Origin of the sequence: Clostridium sp. HMP27, assembly GCF_000765165.1 — a bacterium.
In the GTDB taxonomy this organism is placed as follows: domain Bacteria; phylum Bacillota; class Clostridia; order Clostridiales; family Clostridiaceae; genus Clostridium_AK.
Window position 1 is genome coordinate 1 of the sequence record NZ_JMFY01000001.1, and the last position, 21,234, is coordinate 21,234.

The following is a 21,234-nucleotide window of genomic DNA, read 5'->3' on the forward strand; positions in this document are numbered from 1 at the left end:
GGGAGAGTAGGTCGTTGCCAGGTAGGAAACACATCAGTTAATCTGATGTGTTTTTTAGTTTTTTGTTGTCACTTTAAAGCCGCTGGGTATATAATATTTATACTAATATATGCTGGGAGTGATTTTATTGAATAGCACTGAAAAGTTAAAAGAGATTATTAAAAATAGTTCCAATATAGTATTTTTTGGAGGAGCAGGTGTTTCTACAGAAAGCAATATACCAGATTTTAGGTCTTCACAGGGACTTTATGAGATAAAGAATAACTATAAGTATTCTCCAGAGGTAATGTTAAGCCATAGTTTTTTTAAAAAACATACAGATGAGTTTTTCCAGTTTTATAAGGAAAAGATGATATATAGAAATGCTAAACCTAACAAGGCACATTATAGTTTAGCTAAATTAGAGGAGTTAGGAAAACTAAAGGCTGTTATAACTCAAAATATAGATGGATTACATCAAGAGTCAGGTTCCAAAAATGTTATAGAACTTCATGGGAGTGTACATAGAAATTATTGTACTAAATGCAAAAAAAGTTTTGATTTAGATTATGTAATGAACTCTGACCAAGTAATTCCACATTGTGATGAGTGTGGTTCTATTGTAAAGCCAGATGTAGTTTTATATGAAGAGGCTTTAAATATGGATGTTATAAATAAGGCGATATATCATGTAAGAAATGCAGAAGTACTTATAATAGGGGGAACATCTTTAGTCGTATATCCAGCAGCCAGCTTAGTTCAATATTTTAATGGAAAGCATCTTATATTAATTAATAAGACAACAACTGATTATGATAATAGAGCATCCTTAGTTATATATGATAGTATAGGTAAGATATTAGGTGAAGTAATAGAAGAGGTGTAATTTATAAATACCATCTAAAAGTTGTTGACAAGTGAGCATTTAGATGGTATCATTTATAAGTAATGTAAATGATATATGGCGCTATGGCCAAGTGGTAAGGCAAAGGTCTGCAAAACCTTTATTCCCCGGTTCAAATCCGGGTGGCGCCTCCATAGAAGAATCCCAATCAATATGATTGGGATTTTTTATTTAAAGATATGTTTTAATATTATTAAAACATATCTTTTTTATTAAGAATAATTATAGCAATTAGTGATATAAAACTCATTATTGCAAATACTGCCCAAAATCCGTAAGCATACTGACCAAATGGAACACCACCTACATTCATACCAAACATACCAGAAATCATATTTGGAATGGACATTACTATAGTTACAGAAGCTAATAACTTCATCACAATATTTAAGTTATTAGAAATTACCGAAGCAAAGAAATCCATGGTTCCTGTAAGTATATTACTATAGATATTAGCCATTTCTATTGCCTGCTTATTTTCTATAATAACATCTTCTAATATGTCTTGATCCTCTGGATACTTTTGCATTATTTCTAACTTTAACATTTTTTCTAAGGTTATTTCATTAGATTTCAATGAAGTTGAAAAATATACTAGAGATTTTTCCAGAGAGAGCAATTGAATTAGTTCTTTATTCTTCATAGATTTATGAAGTCTTTTTTCAACCATTGAGCTTTTTTTATCTATTTGCCTTAGGTAAATTAAATAATAACCTGCAATTTTATATAATATTTGAAGTATAAATCTTGAGCGTTTAAAGGTGAAGAAAGACTTTACTTTACCATCTATAAAATCAAGTAGTATTTTACTATTTTTAAGGCAAATTGTTATAAGCATAGTTTCTGTGTGTATTATAGCTAGTGGATAGGTATCATAGGTTAATGAATTCTCTTCCATTTCAGTAAATGGAATATCTAAGAGAAGTAATATATTTTTATTTTCATCACTATCTATACGAGATGTTTCTTCATCATCCATTGCTGCTCTTAAGAATTCTATAGATATATTAGCCTTTTTAGAAATTAACAATAACTCTTGATCTGATGGAGCAACAATATTTACCCAACATCCTGGTTCTATATTATCTAATTGGTGTAAGGTACACATGTTGTTTTCCTCAGAAGTTTTGTATATTGATATCATGTTATCCCTCCTTATGCTGAAGTCTAGTTGTAATTATATTATAACTAAAAGTTAAGTTATGTCTATAACCTAATGTCATAATGAATAAATTTATTCATTTAAGTGTCAATAAGAAACTTTTAATTCATAAAAAATATTAAACTCTATAGATAAGCTTAGCATATTCAAGTTAATATGTACAACTCTATATCATGCTAACATAGTTGTCCTATATGACAAATTAAGAATAATTATAGCGTAATATGGACATGGATTAAACTTTAAATCCCTAGTATAATCTGTATGTTAAATCAATTAAGAGGACAAAGTGTATGGAGGTTTATTATGGGCAATATGCATAAAGAAACAATTTGTAGAAGAAAGCTTGCTTCTTTAATTAAATTGTTTACTTTAATCTTAATAGTATTGTTCTTTACTGAAGTAATTGAAAGATTGTATATAGGAAGTATATTGATTGTGCTTACAAGTGCTTTAGTTACATTAGTTTTAGTGTTAGAAGTAACAAAATGTAGAGTTAGATATACCTATTCATTAATAGCAGATCAATTTATAATTCATAGGATTAAGGGTAATGATGATAAGGTAGTTGAAAATATAAAAGTTAAGGATATCGAATATATAGAAAAACAAAAAACTATTAGTATAACAACTATAAATAATAAGAAGTATATATGTTCCCTATTAAATTTTAATCCTTATTGTTGCGTTTATAGGCAGGGAGATAAATTAAAGAAATTTTACTTTGAGCCTAGTAATAATTTGATTGAAAAGTTAAAGTTTAATAGAAATAAAAGATTAGCCTCATAATGAAGGCTAATCTTTTCGTTTTTCTAAGGAATTATTAAGTACCTCTCTAGATTCTTGAAGTAAGGTTTCCTTTTGTATAATATCTATTGCAGTAAAAGCTAAGGAATGAGATGCTTTTAATCCTATGTTTTTAGCAAAGTCAGATATAGTTGCTAGAGCAAATTCTTTAGATGAATATTTAATACTATTATCTTGTACTATAGATATATAAGGATGTATACATGGAACTGAATGACTAACAGTACCTAAACTAAGACCGGAATAAGTATCCTTGGGCCCTTGAATGTCTATAATACCTGCTTCTTTTAGGTTATGGGAGAATAACCTTGATAATGTGGAATTGGTAATAAGCTCATCATAGGGTATTTCATAAATAGAACACTCAGCATTTATATTCATAATTTCACCCAGACACTTAGAAAGTGAGCGAATTTTATATTCAACAGCTTCAGCGTAGTGCATTTTTGTAGCTCTTATATAAAATTTTGATTCAGCTTCATTAGGAAGCAAGTGAGGATCCTTGCCACCCTGAACTATAACCCCATCAATACTGCAAGCAGGACCGAAACCCTTTGATAATATGTTTAGTGAGTTAAAGGTGAGCATACAAGCATCTAAGGCAGAATAATTACCCTTTCGCCTGTAACTTAATCCATAGTCGCTTTTATAATTTATTTTTAGTGGAATAAGCGCCATAGAAGTGCCACTTTCAGCTGTAATTATATCTGGATGTGCAACTAGCACCACATCAATATCTTCAAATATACCCTGTTTTGCCATTGTAACTTTAGAACCACCTAAAAACTCACCTGGACAGCCAAGAACTATTATGCTTCCTCCAAGTTTTGATATTACCTTTGATAGCCCTAATGCTGCGCCCGTGGATATAGCAGATAACAAATTGTGGCCAGTTATATGACCAAGATCCTTTACTGCATCATATTCGCATATAAAACAAATTTTTGGATGACCGCTTCCAATCTCAGCTGAAAAAGCAGTAGGCATGCCTATAATATTTTTTTTAACCTTAAACCCAAATCTCTCATAAACATTGCATAGGTACTCACAAGAGCTATATTCTTTAAAACTTTCTTCAGGATTGTTATATAAATAGGAACTAATTTCAAATAGATCTTCTTTTATGGATTCTAAGTAACCAATAATTTCTTGTTTCATAATATATTACACCATCCTTTAAAATTCAATATATATTATTTCCTAAAAATTTATATATATTTATGTGGACAAAATAAATTTGGACAATGTAGTGAATAAAATATATTATGAGAGGCAATAATTAAGGCAAGAAATCTTAAGGGGGATATTTATGAAAAAATTACATTGTATAATATGCGGAAAGCCTCTGGGTAATGGTATAATGATAAATGGAAATGGTGTTTGTTTAGATTGTGAGAAAAGAATAATTAATACTGATATGAATACAGATTTTTATAGATACTATAAGAACTGTATAAGAAAATATATGATATACCCTATGATAAGAGGAGAGGATAATAATTGTCAAAATTACCACTTGTAGAAGGGGTTTTAAGTTATGTAAAGGAAAATAATGCTTCATTTTGTATGCCTGGACATAAAAATGGCCGGGGTTTTTTAGCCACTGATATAGGAAATGAAATGGCAAGCTTAATTATAAATTGTGATATTACCGAAGTAGACGGTTTAGATAATCTTCACAATGCTGAAGGAATTATAAAGGAGGCAGAAGACCTCCTATCACAATTATATAATAGCAAAAGATCCCGCTTTTTAGTTAATGGAAGTACTAGCGGAAATTTAATAATGATATTTTCCGCACTCCAAGAAGGCGATAAAGTAATAGTAGATAGAAATTGTCATAAATCTGTTTATAATGGAATTATTTTAAGAAAGCTAAATCCAATATATGTAGGAAGTAAACTTCATAAGGAATTTAATTTGCCAGTATGCATGGATATGGAAGAATTAAAAGGAGCTATAGAACAAAATACAGATGCTAAAGCTATAATTCTAACATATCCAAATTATTATGGTATAGCTTGTGATTTGAAATCAATAACCCTTATGGCAAAAGAAAATAATATGTATTTATTAGTAGATTCAGCTCATGGAGCACATTATGGTATTCATGAAAAATTACCAACTAATGCAGTACATTTAGGAGCTGATATGGTAGTTATGAGTTGTCATAAAACGTTGCCGAGTTTTACTCAAACTTCATATTTACATATAAATAATAGTAAGCTGATAGATAAGGCTCAGTTCTATTTTACTATATTTAATAGTACAAGCCCTTCTTATATGCTTATGGCATCTATGGATTATGCGAGATATTATATGCAAAGTTATGGAAAGGAAGCATATAGGAACTTGATTAATTTATCTAATAAGTATAAGGAAAAGCTAAAAAGGTTAAATTATCTGCGTATATTAGAGGATAAGGATTTAGGTATATATGAGTCCAATTTAGATACAACTCGTTATGTTATAAACTTTAAAAACAATGTAAGTGGAAATTTAGTTTTAAATTATTTAAGAAAAAATCGTATACAGGCAGAAATGAGTGACTTATATAATGTAGTACTTATATTTTCACCATTTAATACTGAAGAAGAGTTTCAACATCTTTATGAAGTACTTTCCACGATGCCATATAAAGAATTTCTTATGAAAGATGTGCCATTGCTATCATATAAGATTCCAAAGGCATATATGGCACCATACGAGAGCTTAGATAAGGATAAAAAACTGATAAAAATAGAAAATTCAGAAGGACATATATGCGGGGAAAGCATCATACCATATCCCCCAGGAGTACCGATTCTAATGGCAGGGGAGTTAATAGATAAAGAAGCCATAAATGTGTTAAAATATTATATAGAAAATGATATAGAAGTAATTGGAGTACAAAATGGATATATAAAAATTTTGCATATGTAAATTTAATTTGGAGGAATATATGTTGAAAAGTGAGATGTATAAGGGAAAACTAATAGTGCTTGAGGCAGGAGATGGTAGCGGTAAAGCTACGCAAACCAATAAATTATATGAAAGATTACTTAAAGAAGGATATAAGGTGTTAAAAATAGAATACCCTAATTATAAAAGTAATTCATCAGCACTTATAAAGATGTATTTAAATGGAGAGTTTGGTCAAAATCCAGAAGATATAAATGCCTATGCAGCATCTACTTTTTATGCAGTAGATAGATATGCGTCATTTAAAAAGGAATGGGAACAGTTTTATAAAGAGGGAGGCATAGTACTCGCAGATAGATATACTACCTCTAATATGGTACACCAAGCATCTAAAATAAATGATATAAGTGAAAAGGAAAAGTTTTTAGATTGGCTATGGGAGTTAGAGTTTAAATTAATGGGGCTACCAGTGCCAGATAAAGTATTGTTCTTAGATATGCCGCCTGAATATAGCTTTAAGCTTATGATGGAGAGAAAAAATAAGTTTACAGGGAACAAAGAAAAGGATATACATGAAAGAAATAATAGTTATCTTATACAATCTTATAATAATGCCTGTTATATTGCAGACAAGTATAATTGGGATAAAATTAAATGTGTAGAAAACGAAAGTATAAAGACCATAGGTGAAATTCATGAAAGTATATATAAATCATTAGCAGAAATAATTTAATATTTCTATAATAATGTTAAAAGGGTATAATAAAGTATATATAATTTTATTATGAGGGGGTTGGTATATATGAAACTTGTAATTGCAGTAGTACAAGATGATGATGCAATAGATCTAGTTGATGTATTAACTGAAGCTAATTATAGGGTAACAAAGCTTGCAACAACAGGAGGCTTTCTAAAGTCAGGAAATACTACTTTAATGATAGGTGTGGAAAAGGAAAGAGTTGATGAGGTAATAAAAATTATAGAGGAAGTTTGTAAGACAAGAAAGCAGATTGTGACTTCTCCATCACCTGTGGCAGGCTCTACAGGTGTATATGTACCTTATCCTATAGAAGTTCAAGTAGGTGGAGCTACAGTATTTGTTATAGATGTAGATAGATTTGAAAAGATCTAATGGAGGAATATATATTTGTTATTTAAGGATATTATAGGACATGAAGCTATAAAGAAACAGATAATGCATTCTATAGATAATGGACGTTTTTCACATGCATCCATTATTACTGGAGAGGATGGATTAGGAAAGAGTTTAATTGCCAGAGATATAGCATATGAATTATTGAATAAGGATAGAAATAGACAATGTGTAGATATTATAGAGGCAAGAATTAGTGGAAACAAAAAATCCATTGGAGTAGATGAAATAGAAAAGTTAATAGAAGAAATTAACTCAAAGCCTTATGAAGGCAATAAAAAAGTAATAATTATATATGAAGCTGATAAGATTACCAATCAAGCTCAAAATGCTTTTTTAAAGACAATAGAAGAGCCACCAAGTGGGGTGTATATTATGCTATTGTGTGAGCATTTAGATTCATTGCTTGATACAATACGTTCTAGATGTCAAGCCTATAAGTTACATCACTTAACATGTGAAGAAATGGAAAGGTTTATAATAGGTAGGTATTCAAACTTAAATAAAGAAGAAGTGCATTCTATGATGGCATTTAGTGATTGCATTCCAGGAAGGGCAGAAAAGTATATTGAAGATAAGTCTTTAAAGGAAATAAGAAGTTTAGCCTTAGATATACTATTAAATATAAAAGGTAAGGATTTTGATATATGGCATTATGAAGATATACTTGTAAAGTATAAAGGCCAGTGGAATGAAGTGCTTACGTGGTTTCTTTCCTTTATAAGAGACTCTTTGATATATAAAGAAATAAATAATATAGATATGATTATTAATGTAGATAAGATAGAGGACATAAAGAAGTTATCTGAAATGTTTTCTTTTAATGAGTTAAATGATATTATAGATATAATAAAATCTACAAGGGTTAAACTTGAGAAAAATGTAAATGTAGGATTAGTATTTGAATCAATGCTACTTGATATACAGGAGGTATAATCATATATGGTAAAGGTTGTAGGAATACGTTTTAAAAAGGCTGGAAAAATATATTATTTTTCCCCTGGAGAACTTAAGATAAATCAAGGAGAAAATGTAATAGTAGAGACTGCAAGAGGAGTAGAATTCGGGGAGTGTGTTATAGGAGAAAAGAGAATTGGTGAGGATGAGATAGTAAGCCCACTAAAGAATGTTATAAGAAAAGCTACAGAAGAAGATGAATTAAGACACTCAGAAAATAAGACTAAGGCTTCGGAAGCATTTAAGATATGTGCAGAAAAGATACAAGGGCATAATCTTCAAATGAAACTTATAGATGTAGAATATACTTTTGATAATAATAAGGTGATATTTTACTTTACTGCAGATGGAAGAGTGGATTTTAGAGAGTTAGTAAAGGACTTGGCGTCTATATTTAGGACTAGAATAGAACTAAGGCAAATAGGAGTAAGAGATGAAGCAAAGATGATAGGTGGACTAGGACCTTGTGGTAGAACTATGTGTTGTTCATCATACTTGGGTGATTTTGTTCCAGTATCTATAAAGATGGCTAAGGAGCAAAATTTATCATTAAATCCTACTAAGATATCTGGAATATGTGGGAGACTTATGTGTTGCCTGAATTTTGAACAGGAGACTTATGAGGGAATTAGAAAAAGGCTGCCTAAAATAGGATCAGTAATTAATAGTGAATATGGCCAAGGAGAGGTTATTGGGAATAATACAGTTAAAGAAAGTGTAAGAGTGAAGATAAAGCCTCAAAATGGAGAAGAATTTATAAAGGACATTTCAATAGATGAAATTACTTTAATATCAGGTGCCTATGAAGGAACTGTAAGTGAAGAAGACATAAAAATAGAAGTAGAAGAAGAGGATAAGGATATACTTAAGGAATTATTCAAGGAAAACTAGGAGGCAATTATGAAAGCTGCTTTAAAGATATGTAATATGAAAACCATGGTAGACGTGAACAAGATTAGAAATGGTATTTCTAATAATGAGGGAGTCATAGCTTGTCAAATAAATCTAGAAAATAAGGAAGTTAATGTAGTCTACGATGAGTATTTTTTATCTTTAGACAATATACTGGAATCAGTAGAAGATTTAGGGTATACTATTTTGTAAAAATCTCTTTAAAAATTTTAAGGAACGTGGTAAAATAGAATTCGGATATACTTGTCCAAATTATTAAGGAGGTGTTTACATAATGGCATACGTAATTAATGATACTTGTATAAGTTGTGGAGCATGCGCACCAGAATGTCCAGTTAACTCAATAAGCCAAGGAGATTCAATATTCGTTGTAGATGCTAACACTTGCATCGACTGCGGAAACTGTGCTAATGTTTGTCCAGTAGGAGCTCCAGTAGCAGAATAATAAAAAAGACCACTTTGAAGTGGTCTTTTTTTTATTTATAATATATTTGACATTTCAACCTTCTTAATAAATAATTATCTAGAGAAACTTTTCTATGGAGAGGAATTTAGGATGAAAAATTATAATTTAATAAAAGATGATGAAACATTAGATGATCTTAATTTAAAGGGTATATATGTGATACAAAAAAAACATGGATTTAGATTTGGAGTAGATGCGGTACTTTTAGCTAATTTTGCAAAGATAAAAAGAAATGATACAGTAATTGATTTTTGTAGTGGAACAGGAATAATTCCATTTGTAATAACAGGAAAAAATCAATTAAAGTCTATTAAAGGTATAGAGATACAGGAAGAAATGGTAGATATGGCCTTAAGAAGTGTTGAGTATAATAACTTACAAGATAAGGTATCTTTTTTATGTGGAGATTTAAAGGATGAAGCAATGCTAAGTGGCTTAGAAAAGGTAGATGTAGTTACAGTAAATCCTCCATACAAAATTTTAAATACTGGTATTATAAACTTAAGTAATAAAGATGCTATTGCTAGGCATGAAATATGTTGCACATTAGAAGATGTTATTAAGGCTTCAAAGGCAGTACTTAAACACAGAGGAAGATTATATATGGTACATAGGCCAGAGAGAATAGCTGACATACTTTGTATTATGAGAAAATATAAAATAGAGCCTAAATCTATCAGGATGGTTCAACCATCAGTAAACAAAGCTGCAAATATTGTTCTTATTGAAGGGCAAAATAATGGAGGAAGGTTTCTAAAGTGGGAAAATACCCTTTATGTTTATGATGAAAAGGGTGATTATACAGAGGAAATCAATGAAATATATGGAAGAGAGAATGATAGAAATGAGTAAAGGCAAATTATTTATAGTTCCTACGCCTATAGGAAATTTAAAGGATATAACTTTTAGAGCCCTAGAAGCCTTAAAAGAAGCGGATATAATAGCTGCAGAGGATACAAGACAAACTTTAAAATTATTAAATCATTATAATATAAAAAAGTCACTTATAAGCTATCATATGCATAATGAAGAAGATAGAAGCGGTAGTATTATAGAACGCTTAAATGAAGGAAATACCATAGCGTTAGTAAGTGATGCAGGTACTCCAGGAATTTCAGATCCTGGAAGCGTAATAATTGGGAAGTGTATAGAAAAAGAAATACCTTTTGAGGTACTTCCAGGGGCTACAGCTATTACAACAGCATTAGTTTCGTCAGGTATGGATACTACAAAGTTCTTATTTAGAGGTTTTTTGCCAAGGGAAAACAAGGATAGAAAGGTTATAATTGAGGATTTAAAAGGTAGAACTGAAACACTTATATTTTATGAAGCTCCACATAGACTTTTGAACACTTTAACATTTCTAAGAGAAAGCTTAGGTAACAGAAAAATTGCTTTATGTAGGGAGCTTACAAAACTACATGAAGAAGTATTAAGACTAACATTAGAGGAAGCTATATGTCACTATGAAAAAATATCTCCGCGAGGGGAATATGTATTAGTGCTACAAGGAAAGACCGTAGAAGAAATAGATAGAGAAGAAAAAGCTTTATGGGAAAATATGAGTGTAGAAGAACATATAAAAAGTTATATAGATCAGGGGCATATAAAAAAGGAAGCAATAAAAATGGTAGCTAGGGATAGAAAAATGCCAAAATCAGAAGTATATAAATATTCTTTGGATGTTTAGTATACTAAATAAATATATTACGGGAAATTAGTAGGTAGATTAAGATTAATATAAAAAGATCCAGCTCTTTAGGAGCTGGATTTTTACGGTTAGAGTTATAGATGATAATAGAATACCTATGATTTTAATTTTTATCCTTATTAAGAATGTTTAAATAGCGATAAATACTTGGCTCTGAACAGTGGAGTTGTTTAGCAACTTCACTAACTGCTCCTTTTAACATAAATATTCCCTTTTGATTTAATACATCTACTATATTAAGGCGTTCATCTTGAGTAAGACGATTAACAGGAATGTTTTTGTCAGATAAAACTTCATTTAAAACAGTTTCTGTGACCTCTGCAATGGACTCAGAGAAATTCTCAGGAACATCGCTTAAAACTGAATTAACTGAATCATATGACTTATTTTGTAGGATTAACTCATTAGGGTGGCAGAGTTTTAAAATTTCTTCACTGATGGCCACATATTTGCTATCATCGAAATTAATGCATAGCATTGCAACAATCTCTCCAGTATGGTCTTTAATAAACATAGTAGATGAACGCAAAACTCTATTGGTCTTTGAAGCACCATTATAATTAATAACATAATCACTATTTTTGTAACTTCCCATTGCCATAATCTTTAACCCAAGGTTTGTTAAAGGGGCACCTATATTTCGTCCACTAACATGTCCATTTGCAATGGCTATAATAGAATATTTCTCATCTGTTAAATCATGAAGCACAATTTCATAATCGGGACCTAAGACTTTCCCTAAAAACTCAACAAGTTTAATATATTGATCTAAGGTAGCTTTATTCATTTTATCCACCTACTTTATTACTTTATATATTATATTATACAATATCATGAACAGTAATGTATTTCAAGAGGATAAATGAAAAAATTATTATGATAATAAAATATTATCTGTAAGATAAAATGCATTCATTAAGAAACCGTATACAAGTCAATAATTCAGAACAAAATATTAAAAAAATGGTTTTTATTAGAAAAAAATGATAAAAAATAGATTATAGTATTGACTGAAAATTATAATGGTGATACAATTCTATTAACGGATAAATAATTTGAAAATTTAAATTATATAAATTATTTATTACATATTAATTTATCTATAATTAAGATAAATTAAAATTAGATGATGGGGGTTTGTTAATATGGCTATTAAATATGTACCAGAACCATTCAGAATTAAGATGGTAGAAACAATTAAAATGCTTACTCGTGAAGAAAGAGAAGAAAAAATTGCTGAGGCCAAGTATAACTTGTTTAATCTTAGAGGTGAAGACGTATATATCGATTTATTAACAGACAGTGGAACAAATGCAATGAGTCAAGAGCAATGGGCTGGAGTAATGAGAGGTGACGAAGCATATGCAGGAGCTTCTAGTTACTTTAAGTTAGTTGAAGCAGCGCAAGATATTTTTGGATATAAGTACATTCAGCCTGTACATCAAGGCCGTGCAGCAGAAAAGGTTCTTTTTGGATTAATGATGGGTAAAGGAGAATATTCTATATCTAATATGCATTTTGATACAACAAGGGCACATGTTGAACTTGCAGGTGCAAGAGCAATTGATTGTGTTGTTCCAGAAGCTGCAGATCCATCACTTAGAGTGCCATTTAAAGGAAATATGGATGTTGTAAAGCTTGAAGAATTAATAAAGGAATATGGAGCAGAGAAAGTTAGACTTGTTATTATGACAATTACAAATAACTCAGCAGGGGGACAACCTGTATCTGTTCAAAATATAAGAGAAACATCTGAAATTTGTAAGAGATATAATATAAAGTTCTGTATAGATGCGGCACGTTATGCAGAAAATGCTTATTTTATAAAGCAACGTGAACCTGGATATGAAAATAAATCTATAAAAGAAATAATCAAAGAAGTATTTAGCTATGCAGATATGTTTACAATGAGTGCTAAGAAAGATACTATTGTAAACATGGGTGGCTTAATTGGAATTAAAGAAGATGAACAATTATATCAATTATGCAAAGGTCGTACAATTTCATTTGAAGGATTTATTACTTATGGAGGACTTTCAGGCCGTGACCTTGAAGCATTAGCAATTGGTCTCTATGAGGGATTAGATGAGAATTATTTAAGATATAGAATAGGACAGATGGAATACCTTGCAGGACGCTTAGATGAAGCAGGTATAGCTTATCAATCCCCAGTAGGAGGACATGGAGTATTTGTAGACGCAAAAGCTATGTTCCCACATATTCCATATAATGAGTTCCCAGGACAAGCTTTAGCAATAGAACTTTATAAAGAAGCAGGAATTCGTACATGTGATATAGGATCTTATATGCTAGGTAATGACCCTGATACAGGAAAACAGCTTCATGCAGAATTTGAGTTTACAAGACTTGCAATTCCACGTCGTGTATATACTCAAGCTCATATTGATATCATGGCAGATGCTCTTATTGAAATTAAGGAAAGAGCAAATACCGTAAGTGGTTACAGAATTACATGGGAACCACCAATTCTTCGTCACTTCCAAGCAAGTCTTGAGCCAGTAAAATAATAAAATATACCCGTAAAATAGCAGGATATATATTTTACGGGGAATATTTAAATTATAGCTAGATATTTTTCACTTTTCTATATCACTACTTTCGCTGCTATTAGCAATGAGAGGAGTGATAACAAAAAATATCAGATTCATTTTGTAGAAAGTGGAAAAGAGATAAGAGGTACAATCAGTATCCGACATGAAAAACTAAATTTTCATGCTAAACTCTTTTTCGCTTTCTATATTTATGTAATTCAATAATTTAAAAACCCCAACTAATACCTATCTAAAAAACCTTTCGTAAATGACGTCAAAAGCTATTGTCTCACAATTATATATTACATGAAAAAAGTTAATGATAATGTTAAATTAACAGGATTCCTGTTAGGTGTTATAATTATATTATGAGGAGTGAGGTTATGGGAAATAACAATCAAGAAAACCTTTCCACCCAATTGAACAATGAGATTAATCGTGATACCTTTGATTCGAAGGTTGGTTTTATTTTAGCATGTATTGGATCAGCAGTAGGTATGGGTAATATTTGGATGTTTCCTTATCGTGTAGGACAGCTTGGAGGAGCAGCATTTCTAATACCATATTTTATATTTGTTATAGTTATTGGATTTACAGGAGTTATTGGCGAGATGTCCTTTGGTCGTGCAATGGGAACGGGGCCGCTAGGAGCCTTTAAAAAGGCATTGGAGAGAAGAGGAAAGAAACACGGAGATCTTATTGGACTTATTCCGGTAATAGGGTCACTAGGGATTGCTATAGGTTATTCAGTAGTTGTAGGCTGGATACTTAGATTTACTGTAGGATCAATTACAGGTTCTTTAGTAAAGGCACAGGATAGTGGAGCATACTTTGGAGCTATAGCTGGTAATATGGGAAGTCTTAGCTGGCATATGATGGGACTAGCTTTAACGTTTATTATCATGCTTGCAGGGGTTTCTAATGGAATAGAAAAGGTTAACAAAGTGATGATGCCTGCATTCTTTGTATTATTTTTAATACTTGCTATTCGTGTTGCAACACTACCAGGAGCTATGGAAGGGTATAAGTATCTATTTATTCCAAGATGGGAGTTTCTTGGCAATCCCAAAACTTGGGTATATGCTCTAGGACAAGCGTTCTTCTCTCTTTCATTAGCAGGTTCAGGAACTGTAGTATATGGAAGTTATCTAAAGAAAAGCGAAGATGTTGTGGGAAGTGCGAAGTATGTAGCTATCTTTGATACAATCGCAGCAATGTTGGCAGCACTTGTAATCATACCGTCTGTATTTGCATTTAAAATGGATCCAGCAGCAGGACCTCCACTTATGTTTATTACAATGCCAAGCGTATTTAAACAAATGCCAATGGGACAAGTATTTTCGATTATATTCTTTATAGCTGTTTTATTTGCTGGAGTTACATCTTTGATGAATTTATTTGAAACTCCAATAGAAACATTGCAAGCAAAGTTTAACCTTTCTAGAAAGGTTTCAGTTGCTGCTATTGCATTAGTTGGAGCAGCTGCTGGAATAGTACTTGAAGATGGAAATAAGCTTAGTGTTTGGATGGATGTAATATCAATTTATGTTATTCCTTTAGGAGCACTTCTTGCTGGAATTATGTTTTTCTGGGTTTGTGGACCAAAATTTGCAAGAGAACAGGTACAGTTAGGTTGTAAAAAGGAATTAGGCTCTTGGTTTGAACCAATGACTAGATATGTATTTTGTGGACTTACTATAATAGTTTATATATTTGGCATATTCTATGGTGGAATTGGCTAAAATTTAGTATATCATTAATATGAATAGTTTAAAGGAGGAAGAAGAAATGGAAAAGATTATTTCAACAGATTTAGCACCTAAGGCTATAGGCCCATATTCACAGGGAATAATGGTTGGAGACCTAGTATTTCTATCAGGTCAAATACCAGTAGATCCAAATACAGGAGAAATAGTTACAGGTGAAGATGCAATCGTTGCTCAAACGCATCAATCAATGACAAATGTGAGAAGCATATTAGAATCTCAAGGATTAAATTTCAATAATGTTATAAAAAGTACAGTTTTTATAACAAATATGGATGATTTCCCAAAAGTAAACGAAGTATATGCGCAATATTTTCAAGAAACTTATCCAGCACGTTCCTGTGTACAAGTGGCTAAATTGCCCAAAGGTGCATTAGTAGAAATTGAAGTAATTGCACACAAATAATAAATTAAGTATATATATCATAGTGTGAGTAGTATATAAATTTTTTATTAAAAAACTAAGGATGCCTTTGGATGAAGGCATCCTTAGTTTTTGATAAATGCATATAAGATTATGGTAATACAAGTAAGAAATAAGATAAATTATTATAGCATATTATTTGTAATAAAATGTAAAAAAAGTTGCAAAATAATATAAAAAATTGCATGAATTAAACAAGAAAATGTCTAAGTATTCCACAGTATCTTGTCCAAGTTATCAACAGGGTAAATGTGGACAATGTTTACAAGTGCCTATATAATTGGAAGTACAGTTGTTTAAAAAACAAAAATTATGCACAAAAATTGTGGATAAGCTATAAGGAATTGTGGACAAATATGAAAGATAGAATAAAACAATCCATAAGAGGCACTATTCAGTGTTAAAAACCCCATTTTAATTCATATAAAATGTTAAAAGATAGACACAGAATTAATAAGTTCTATGTCTATTTTTGCTATTGAGATGGTATATTTTTAGAGTGAATATTGTTGTAATTTCTGTTTGTTAATCTTCTTTCAAATTCCGTTAAGTCAAAATTAGAACTTATATATACTCTATCTAATTTATATATACCATCTGATTTATCTGTCCAAGTTCCGCTTGTAGAAAATGCCATAGTATAACCAGAATTTTCAGCAGCTTTTATAGTGGTTTTATTCCATCGACCATAAGGGTAAGCGATATAATTAACCTTTTTATCTAAGATTTTTTCTAAAAATTTCTTTGAGGTCTTCATAGTATATAATTGATTATCATAATTAAGCGTTGAAAGGTCTTCATGTTTTTCAGTATGACTCATAATATCTATCCCATTTGAGGACATTTCTTTAATTTGATAGGAATTTATAGTATGACTATATTTATCTACATTATCTGTAATAACAAATATGGTCGCTCTAAAGTTATATTTTTTTAATATTGGATAAGCGTTTAAATAATTATCAACATAGCCGTCATCAAAAGTTAGTACAACGGATTTTTGGGGAATAGGTTTATTGGAAGTAATAAAATCATAAAGTTCATCTAAAGATAAGGTAGTATAATTTTTATCCTTTAAAAATTTCATTTGAGCTTCAAATAGATCTTTAGACAGTTGAATTTCATTACCCTTTTTATTAGAAATGGAATGATACATAATAACAGGTATTCCTTCATTATTATGTTTTAAATTAGGTCCAGAGAAACTTCGTTTTAAATAAGTATTTTTTGTATCTGCTCGAGGAGGCATGATATTATTAGAATTACTAATAGGATTGTCATTATTTTTGTGGATAAACTGTTGATTATTTGTTGAGTTATTAATATATAAGTATTGGTTAATTACTAAATAAATCAGAGGAAGTATAAGAAATATTAGTATAGTTAAGTATAATGAAGATTTAAGGATTTTATATTTTTGCATTATATTTACTCCTTTTAAATTATTTATTAAAACGTACGAAGTCCCTGTATTTTAAAGGGTTCGTAGATTTTATTATAATTAGAATAATCAAGCAGTTTAATACTTATACACATTGTCCACATTTTGCCTGTGTATAACTTGTGAAATTTCTGTTGATTTCTATATATCTTCAAATATATACAAAAGGTTACATTTTTAATTATAGTTATTAACTATAAAAAGTTACAAATTTTTGAAATTAACAAGTGATTATATCAACATTATCCACAGAAATGTGGACAAATTGTTGATAACTATTTGAAAATATATAATATAATAAACATTTTAACATATTTTATTTGAATTAGTTTTAAATATTAAGTAAATAATATAAAATGAAATAGCAAATTATAAGTATGATGAATATAATGTAATATGTGTTACTAGCAGGTCCTATTTTTGTAAAATAATTTCTCCTCAAATCATATGTCTAAAAGTTTCGTTAAAAGAAGCTTTTAGGCATAAAATATATTTAGAATTTTCTTAACAATTCATCTATTTTATGGTATTATATTAATATAAATAAATTATAAAGGGTGTGACGTGGATGAAAGATAATGTTGTATATGTTGATTTTTCTAAAAGGCACAAAAATAAAAAAAGTATGGAACCCTTGTATATAAGAATTATTAATAGTGTAAAAAGCTTTTTTCATTTAAATAAAAAAAGTCATAAGGAAAATGTAATCAATTACAGAAAAAATATATCATAAATTATATAGTATAATATGCCTGGGATACCAGGCTTTATTTTTTTGTTTAATTGAGGAAAGTATTATTATAAAATATTATAAAAGATATATTAGGAGGTAATATGATGAGAGTAGGAATAGGATATGATGTACATAAGTTGATAAGTGGAAGAAAACTTATTTTAGGTGGAGTTCACATACCTTATGAAAAAGGACTTTTAGGGCATTCAGATGCAGATGTATTGATACACGCTATTATGGATAGTATATTAGGCGCTTGTGCTTTAGGGGATATAGGAAAACATTTTCCGGATACAAAGGAGGAGTATAAGGGAATTGATAGCTTAAAGTTATTAAAAGAAGTAAGTAAACTAATAATGGAAAGAAACTATAAAATAGTAAATATAGATTCTATAATTATTGCTCAGTCGCCTAAAATGGCCCCATATATTGAAACTATGAAAGAAAATATAAGTAATATATTAGGCATACATGAGAATCAAATAAATATAAAGGCTACAACTGAAGAGGGGTTGGGTTTCACAGGCAGAAAAGAAGGGATTGCAGCACAAAGTATTTGTATGATAGAGGAATAATTTTTGGACCATAGCAAAAAAATTTACAGAAAAGAGAGTCCTTATTAAAGGGCCCTCTTTTCATTTAGAGGCTTCTTCAGTTTTGAGAGAATTCTTTACTAATTCATTTATGGTGTCAACTTCATCTTTAGTAAGGTATCTCCATTTGCCAAGGGGGATGTTATCTAGCTTTACATTCATTATTCTAATTCGTTTAAGCTTTGTTACAGTATAACCAAGGGCTTCGCACATTCGCCTAATTTGCCTATTTAATCCTTGGGTAAGTATAATTCTAAATATATTAGAGCCTTCCTTATATATTTTGCAAGGCTTTGTTATAGTACCAAGTATCCTTACGCCGGAGCACATTCTTTGAAGAAAGTCTTGAGTTAATGGTTTATCTACAGTTACTATATATTCTTTTTCATGATTATTACCAGCTCTAAGTATTTTATTTACTATATCACCATCGTTGGTTAAAAATATAAGGCCCTCTGAATCCTTGTCTAATCTACCTATATGAAAAATTCGTTCAGGATAATTAATAAAGTTTACTATATTATTTTTTTCTTTTGGATCAGTAGTGCTTACTATACCTTTAGGCTTATTTAAGGCTATATATACTGATTTAGGTTTTTCAGAAAGAAGTTTACCTTCAAGTTTTACTTCATCTGTAGAAGTTACTTTAGAACCCATGGTAGCTACTTCACCATTTATTGTAACTTTACCTAAAGAAATAAGCTTATCTGCCTCTCTTCTTGAACATACACCTTTTTCGCTTATAAACTTATTTATTCTAATTTCTTCTACTTTAAAATTATCAGCAAGGTCAATTTTTTTCATTCTTATACCTCTCTTTTATTAATGTACAGTTAAAATTATAGCAAAATATTAAAATAAATTAACTTTTTTCATAGAAAAAAGTCTTAAAATTTTATATAATCTAATTATAGTAAACAACGATGAAGTGAGGGGATTATTTTGAAGAAGTCTTTTGCAGCGCTTATGCTTGCAACTTTTTTTACGCTTACAACAAGTAATTATAACATATCACATGCAGCAACAAGTGTAAAAGAATTTCAAAGCCAAACAACTATTTCTCAAGATAAAGTATGGACAGTAAAGTTTAATTTTAATCTTAATGAAGAAACTATAAATAATTCTAATATAACAGTGACAGATGATAAGGGTGCTGCTGTACAAGCTACTGTAATGCCAGGTGATACAGCTAACACCATAAAAGTCCTTCCTAAAGTGGAGGGCTATACACCAGCAAAGTCTTACTACGTAAATGTAAGTACAGAAGTGGAATCTTTAGGTGGTAAAAAATTAAACCAACCTGTGAAAATGAAATTTACAATAACACCTAGATTTTCAGATGGTTCTGCATATGTAAATGGAGCTGAAGTTAGGACGCTTAAAATGCAATATGAACCTATAATAAGTAATCAATATCAAACTTTCAATCTATCTTCGAATGTTGATAATGCTCAGTATAAAATATATGTAAGTAGATACAACAAGAAACTTTGGAAGTATGAGGATTTTCAGGAATGGACTAATGGATATACAACTGCTTCTTTGGGAAAGATTACCATAAATAAAAGATTTACTAGTGATGAAAATGGGGATAAGTATAAAATTCTTGTTTATGTGAAAAGATCAAATGCTAAAGGAAATTATAAGGATATAAATACGGATTATGATAATTATTACATAGATTATCTAAGATGCATAAACAGCATATCAAATACTGATATAGTTAATAAGAGTTATGTAACAACTTTTGTAGATGCAATAAGTAAGCAAGCGAAGCCAGGTGTTTCAACTACTAGTGAAGGTGGCTCAGGCTGGGTAGGCGCGAGTTATAATCAAATAAAATATCATCTTAATCCTAAGAATTTTATGGATCAAGATGGGAAATATGCGTTTATGAAATTAAGCTATACAAATGATAGTATAACAGTTGAGGATTTAAATAATATTTTAATGGGCAGAGGAATATTGGCAGGTAAAGGACAAGCATTTTTCGATGCAGCTAAAACAAATAACATAAATCCAATTTATCTTGTATCACATGCCTTGCTTGAAACGGGAAATGGAAGTTCTAAACTTGCTAACGGAATAGAGGTTGATGGAGATAATGGGAAGAAATTAGTTTATAATATGTTTGGTATAGGTGCTCTGGATAGTAATCCAGATGAGCTTGGATCAAGATATGCATATGTGCAAGGGTGGTTTACTCCAGAGGATGCTATAAAGGGTGGAGCAAAGTTTATTGGTTCGGGATATATAAATAATACAACTAATAATCAAGATACACTTTATAAAATGAAGTTTAATCCGGGTGCACCGGCAACACATCAATATGCAACGGATATCAATTGGCCCTATGCGCAAATCAGAAATATAATGAATTTAGTTTTACAATGCAAGGATCCTAAAATTACATTTGAAGTTCCTGTGTATAAATAACAAAAGAAGCCTAACATATGGGCTTCTTTTTAATTTAAGTTTTGTTTCCATTTACTATTGGTTAGTTCATCTATAAAGGGAGCATAAAATTCAAAAGTTTTTTCATGGCCACATTTTGAACATGTACAATCGCAGACATCATAAGGATTTCCATTAATTATATCTATATCTAGACCATCAGCTAAATATTCACCGCCGCATACTTCGCAGGGAGTACTATTTATAATATGGTATTCACTTTCTATATATTTCATTATCTCTTTTAAAGTCATGTATAGCCTCCATAATTTATATTTAAAAACATTATATATGGTAACATTAATAAAATTTATTTGCA

23 protein-coding genes and 1 tRNA gene are annotated in these 21,234 nt (G+C 30.3%); 18 read left to right on the plus strand and 6 right to left on the minus strand.

Annotation, left to right across the window (positions count from 1 at the left end):
- Positions 1 to 109 precede the first annotated feature (109 nt).
- Both DP68_RS00005 and DP68_RS00010 read left to right on the plus strand, forming a co-directional pair.
- Positions 110 to 865 (plus strand): NAD-dependent protein deacylase, encoded by a 756-nt coding sequence (locus DP68_RS00005; protein WP_035304538.1) that lies wholly within the window; start codon positions 110 to 112, stop codon positions 863 to 865.
- 77 nt (positions 866 to 942) lie between these two features.
- Positions 943 to 1,017, plus strand: a tRNA-Cys gene (locus DP68_RS00010).
- A gap of 59 nt (positions 1,018 to 1,076) precedes the next feature.
- Here DP68_RS00010 and DP68_RS00015 read toward each other — a convergent pair.
- Positions 1,077 to 2,027, minus strand: a complete 951-nt coding sequence (locus DP68_RS00015; protein WP_035304548.1) for a magnesium transporter CorA family protein — start codon at positions 2,025 to 2,027, stop codon at positions 1,077 to 1,079.
- A 324-nt stretch (positions 2,028 to 2,351) separates the two neighbouring features.
- Between DP68_RS00015 and DP68_RS00020 the strand changes: the two genes are divergently transcribed.
- Positions 2,352 to 2,834 (plus strand): hypothetical protein, encoded by a 483-nt coding sequence (locus DP68_RS00020; RefSeq protein ID WP_035304551.1) that lies wholly within the window; start codon positions 2,352 to 2,354, stop codon positions 2,832 to 2,834.
- A 6-nt stretch (positions 2,835 to 2,840) separates the two neighbouring features.
- On the opposite strand, the gene DP68_RS00025 is transcribed toward DP68_RS00020, so the two are convergent.
- Positions 2,841 to 4,010 (minus strand): M20 family peptidase, encoded by a 1,170-nt coding sequence (locus DP68_RS00025; protein WP_035304553.1) that lies wholly within the window; start codon positions 4,008 to 4,010, stop codon positions 2,841 to 2,843.
- A 151-nt stretch (positions 4,011 to 4,161) separates the two neighbouring features.
- Here DP68_RS00025 and DP68_RS00030 point away from each other — a divergent pair, with 151 nt between their 5' ends.
- The 10 genes from DP68_RS00030 to rsmI all read left to right on the plus strand — a co-directional run bounded on the left by DP68_RS00030 (position 4,162) and on the right by rsmI (position 10,931).
- Complete coding sequence (locus tag DP68_RS00030; protein ID WP_035304556.1) at positions 4,162 to 4,374, plus strand: sigma factor G inhibitor Gin; 213 nt, start codon at positions 4,162 to 4,164, stop codon at positions 4,372 to 4,374.
- Positions 4,353 to 5,774 carry an aminotransferase class I/II-fold pyridoxal phosphate-dependent enzyme gene (locus DP68_RS00035; protein ID WP_035304557.1) on the plus strand — a complete coding sequence of 474 codons (1,422 nt, stop codon included), beginning with the start codon at positions 4,353 to 4,355 and terminating at the stop codon, positions 5,772 to 5,774. The genes DP68_RS00030 and DP68_RS00035 overlap by 22 nt, the downstream gene beginning before the upstream one ends.
- A 34-nt stretch (positions 5,775 to 5,808) precedes the next feature.
- Positions 5,809 to 6,486, plus strand: a complete 678-nt coding sequence (locus tag DP68_RS00040; RefSeq protein ID WP_035304953.1) for a thymidylate kinase — start codon at positions 5,809 to 5,811, stop codon at positions 6,484 to 6,486.
- 69 nt (positions 6,487 to 6,555) lie between these two features.
- Entirely contained in the window at positions 6,556 to 6,885 is a 330-nt protein-coding gene (locus DP68_RS00045) for a cyclic-di-AMP receptor (protein ID WP_035304559.1), read from the plus strand.
- A gap of 15 nt (positions 6,886 to 6,900) precedes the next feature.
- Positions 6,901 to 7,842 carry a DNA polymerase III subunit delta' gene (locus tag DP68_RS00050; protein ID WP_035304561.1) on the plus strand — a complete coding sequence of 314 codons (942 nt, stop codon included), beginning with the start codon at positions 6,901 to 6,903 and terminating at the stop codon, positions 7,840 to 7,842.
- A 6-nt stretch (positions 7,843 to 7,848) separates the two neighbouring features.
- Positions 7,849 to 8,754 carry a stage 0 sporulation family protein gene (locus DP68_RS00055; protein WP_035304563.1) on the plus strand — a complete coding sequence of 302 codons (906 nt, stop codon included), beginning with the start codon at positions 7,849 to 7,851 and terminating at the stop codon, positions 8,752 to 8,754.
- A gap of 9 nt (positions 8,755 to 8,763) precedes the next feature.
- Entirely contained in the window at positions 8,764 to 8,967 is a 204-nt protein-coding gene (locus tag DP68_RS00060; RefSeq protein ID WP_035304565.1) for a heavy-metal-associated domain-containing protein, read from the plus strand.
- An 82-nt stretch (positions 8,968 to 9,049) separates the two neighbouring features.
- On the plus strand, positions 9,050 to 9,220 hold the full coding sequence (locus DP68_RS00065; RefSeq protein WP_035304567.1) for a 4Fe-4S binding protein: 171 nt from the start codon (positions 9,050 to 9,052) through the stop codon (positions 9,218 to 9,220).
- 111 nt (positions 9,221 to 9,331) lie between these two features.
- Positions 9,332 to 10,093 (plus strand): tRNA1(Val) (adenine(37)-N6)-methyltransferase, encoded by a 762-nt coding sequence (locus DP68_RS00070; RefSeq protein WP_035304569.1) that lies wholly within the window; start codon positions 9,332 to 9,334, stop codon positions 10,091 to 10,093.
- Positions 10,077 to 10,931, plus strand: a complete 855-nt coding sequence (gene rsmI, locus DP68_RS00075; protein ID WP_291546820.1) for a 16S rRNA (cytidine(1402)-2'-O)-methyltransferase — start codon at positions 10,077 to 10,079, stop codon at positions 10,929 to 10,931. The genes DP68_RS00070 and rsmI overlap by 17 nt, the downstream gene beginning before the upstream one ends.
- A 124-nt stretch (positions 10,932 to 11,055) precedes the next feature.
- On the opposite strand, the gene DP68_RS00080 is transcribed toward rsmI, so the two are convergent.
- Positions 11,056 to 11,739, minus strand: a complete 684-nt coding sequence (locus DP68_RS00080) for a PAS domain-containing protein (protein WP_035304572.1) — start codon at positions 11,737 to 11,739, stop codon at positions 11,056 to 11,058.
- Positions 11,740 to 12,097: 358 nt separating this feature from the next.
- Here DP68_RS00080 and DP68_RS00085 point away from each other — a divergent pair, with 358 nt between their 5' ends.
- The 3 genes from DP68_RS00085 to DP68_RS00095 all read left to right on the plus strand — a co-directional run bounded on the left by DP68_RS00085 (position 12,098) and on the right by DP68_RS00095 (position 15,676).
- A complete protein-coding gene (locus DP68_RS00085) occupies positions 12,098 to 13,480 on the plus strand; it encodes a tryptophanase (protein WP_035304574.1) in 1,383 nt (460 codons plus the stop codon).
- 407 nt (positions 13,481 to 13,887) lie between these two features.
- The gene (locus DP68_RS00090; protein ID WP_052085566.1) at positions 13,888 to 15,246 is read left to right on the plus strand and encodes a sodium-dependent transporter; all 1,359 of its coding nucleotides are present in this window, start codon (positions 13,888 to 13,890) and stop codon (positions 15,244 to 15,246) included.
- A 46-nt stretch (positions 15,247 to 15,292) separates the two neighbouring features.
- Positions 15,293 to 15,676 (plus strand): RidA family protein, encoded by a 384-nt coding sequence (locus DP68_RS00095; RefSeq protein WP_035304576.1) that lies wholly within the window; start codon positions 15,293 to 15,295, stop codon positions 15,674 to 15,676.
- 493 nt (positions 15,677 to 16,169) lie between these two features.
- On the opposite strand, the gene DP68_RS00100 is transcribed toward DP68_RS00095, so the two are convergent.
- Positions 16,170 to 17,117, minus strand: coding sequence for a polysaccharide deacetylase family protein (locus tag DP68_RS00100; RefSeq protein WP_081957032.1), 948 nt, complete (start codon positions 17,115 to 17,117; stop codon positions 16,170 to 16,172).
- A gap of 855 nt (positions 17,118 to 17,972) precedes the next feature.
- On the opposite strand from DP68_RS00100, the gene ispF reads away from it, so the two are divergent.
- Positions 17,973 to 18,443 carry a 2-C-methyl-D-erythritol 2,4-cyclodiphosphate synthase gene (gene ispF / locus DP68_RS00105; protein WP_035304580.1) on the plus strand — a complete coding sequence of 157 codons (471 nt, stop codon included), beginning with the start codon at positions 17,973 to 17,975 and terminating at the stop codon, positions 18,441 to 18,443.
- 60 nt (positions 18,444 to 18,503) lie between these two features.
- On the opposite strand, the gene rluF is transcribed toward ispF, so the two are convergent.
- The gene (gene rluF / locus DP68_RS00110; protein ID WP_052085567.1) at positions 18,504 to 19,265 is read right to left on the minus strand and encodes a 23S rRNA pseudouridine(2604) synthase RluF; all 762 of its coding nucleotides are present in this window, start codon (positions 19,263 to 19,265) and stop codon (positions 18,504 to 18,506) included.
- A 138-nt stretch (positions 19,266 to 19,403) separates the two neighbouring features.
- On the opposite strand from rluF, the gene DP68_RS00115 reads away from it, so the two are divergent.
- A complete protein-coding gene (locus DP68_RS00115) occupies positions 19,404 to 20,897 on the plus strand; it encodes an N-acetylglucosaminidase (protein ID WP_035304582.1) in 1,494 nt (497 codons plus the stop codon).
- Positions 20,898 to 20,926: 29 nt separating this feature from the next.
- Here the strand turns inward: DP68_RS00115 and DP68_RS00120 are convergent, their stop codons facing one another.
- Positions 20,927 to 21,169, minus strand: a complete 243-nt coding sequence (locus DP68_RS00120; protein ID WP_035304585.1) for a hypothetical protein — start codon at positions 21,167 to 21,169, stop codon at positions 20,927 to 20,929.
- Positions 21,170 to 21,234: the final 65 nt, after the last annotated feature.

Bases quoted from the DNA above. Each gene is read 5' to 3' on its own strand.
- DP68_RS00005 (WP_035304538.1), top strand. From the start codon at position 110: ATGCTGGGAGTGATTTTATTGAATAGCACTGAAAAGTTAAAAGAGATT.
- DP68_RS00015 (WP_035304548.1), bottom strand. From the start codon at position 2,027: ATGATATCAATATACAAAACTTCTGAGGAAAACAACATGTGTACCTTA.
- DP68_RS00020 (WP_035304551.1), top strand. From the start codon at position 2,352: ATGGGCAATATGCATAAAGAAACAATTTGTAGAAGAAAGCTTGCTTCT.
- DP68_RS00025 (WP_035304553.1), bottom strand. From the start codon at position 4,010: ATGAAACAAGAAATTATTGGTTACTTAGAATCCATAAAAGAAGATCTA.
- DP68_RS00030 (WP_035304556.1), top strand. From the start codon at position 4,162: ATGAAAAAATTACATTGTATAATATGCGGAAAGCCTCTGGGTAATGGT.
- DP68_RS00040 (WP_035304953.1), top strand. From the start codon at position 5,809: ATGTATAAGGGAAAACTAATAGTGCTTGAGGCAGGAGATGGTAGCGGT.
- DP68_RS00045 (WP_035304559.1), top strand. From the start codon at position 6,556: ATGAAACTTGTAATTGCAGTAGTACAAGATGATGATGCAATAGATCTA.
- DP68_RS00055 (WP_035304563.1), top strand. From the start codon at position 7,849: ATGGTAAAGGTTGTAGGAATACGTTTTAAAAAGGCTGGAAAAATATAT.
- DP68_RS00060 (WP_035304565.1), top strand. From the start codon at position 8,764: ATGAAAGCTGCTTTAAAGATATGTAATATGAAAACCATGGTAGACGTG.
- DP68_RS00065 (WP_035304567.1), top strand. From the start codon at position 9,050: ATGGCATACGTAATTAATGATACTTGTATAAGTTGTGGAGCATGCGCA.
- DP68_RS00070 (WP_035304569.1), top strand. From the start codon at position 9,332: ATGAAAAATTATAATTTAATAAAAGATGATGAAACATTAGATGATCTT.
- rsmI (WP_291546820.1), top strand. From the start codon at position 10,077: ATGATAGAAATGAGTAAAGGCAAATTATTTATAGTTCCTACGCCTATA.
- DP68_RS00080 (WP_035304572.1), bottom strand. From the start codon at position 11,739: ATGAATAAAGCTACCTTAGATCAATATATTAAACTTGTTGAGTTTTTA.
- DP68_RS00085 (WP_035304574.1), top strand. From the start codon at position 12,098: ATGGCTATTAAATATGTACCAGAACCATTCAGAATTAAGATGGTAGAA.
- DP68_RS00090 (WP_052085566.1), top strand. From the start codon at position 13,888: ATGGGAAATAACAATCAAGAAAACCTTTCCACCCAATTGAACAATGAG.
- DP68_RS00095 (WP_035304576.1), top strand. From the start codon at position 15,293: ATGGAAAAGATTATTTCAACAGATTTAGCACCTAAGGCTATAGGCCCA.
- DP68_RS00100 (WP_081957032.1), bottom strand. From the start codon at position 17,117: ATGCAAAAATATAAAATCCTTAAATCTTCATTATACTTAACTATACTA.
- ispF (WP_035304580.1), top strand. From the start codon at position 17,973: ATGAGAGTAGGAATAGGATATGATGTACATAAGTTGATAAGTGGAAGA.
- rluF (WP_052085567.1), bottom strand. From the start codon at position 19,265: ATGAAAAAAATTGACCTTGCTGATAATTTTAAAGTAGAAGAAATTAGA.
- DP68_RS00120 (WP_035304585.1), bottom strand. From the start codon at position 21,169: ATGACTTTAAAAGAGATAATGAAATATATAGAAAGTGAATACCATATT.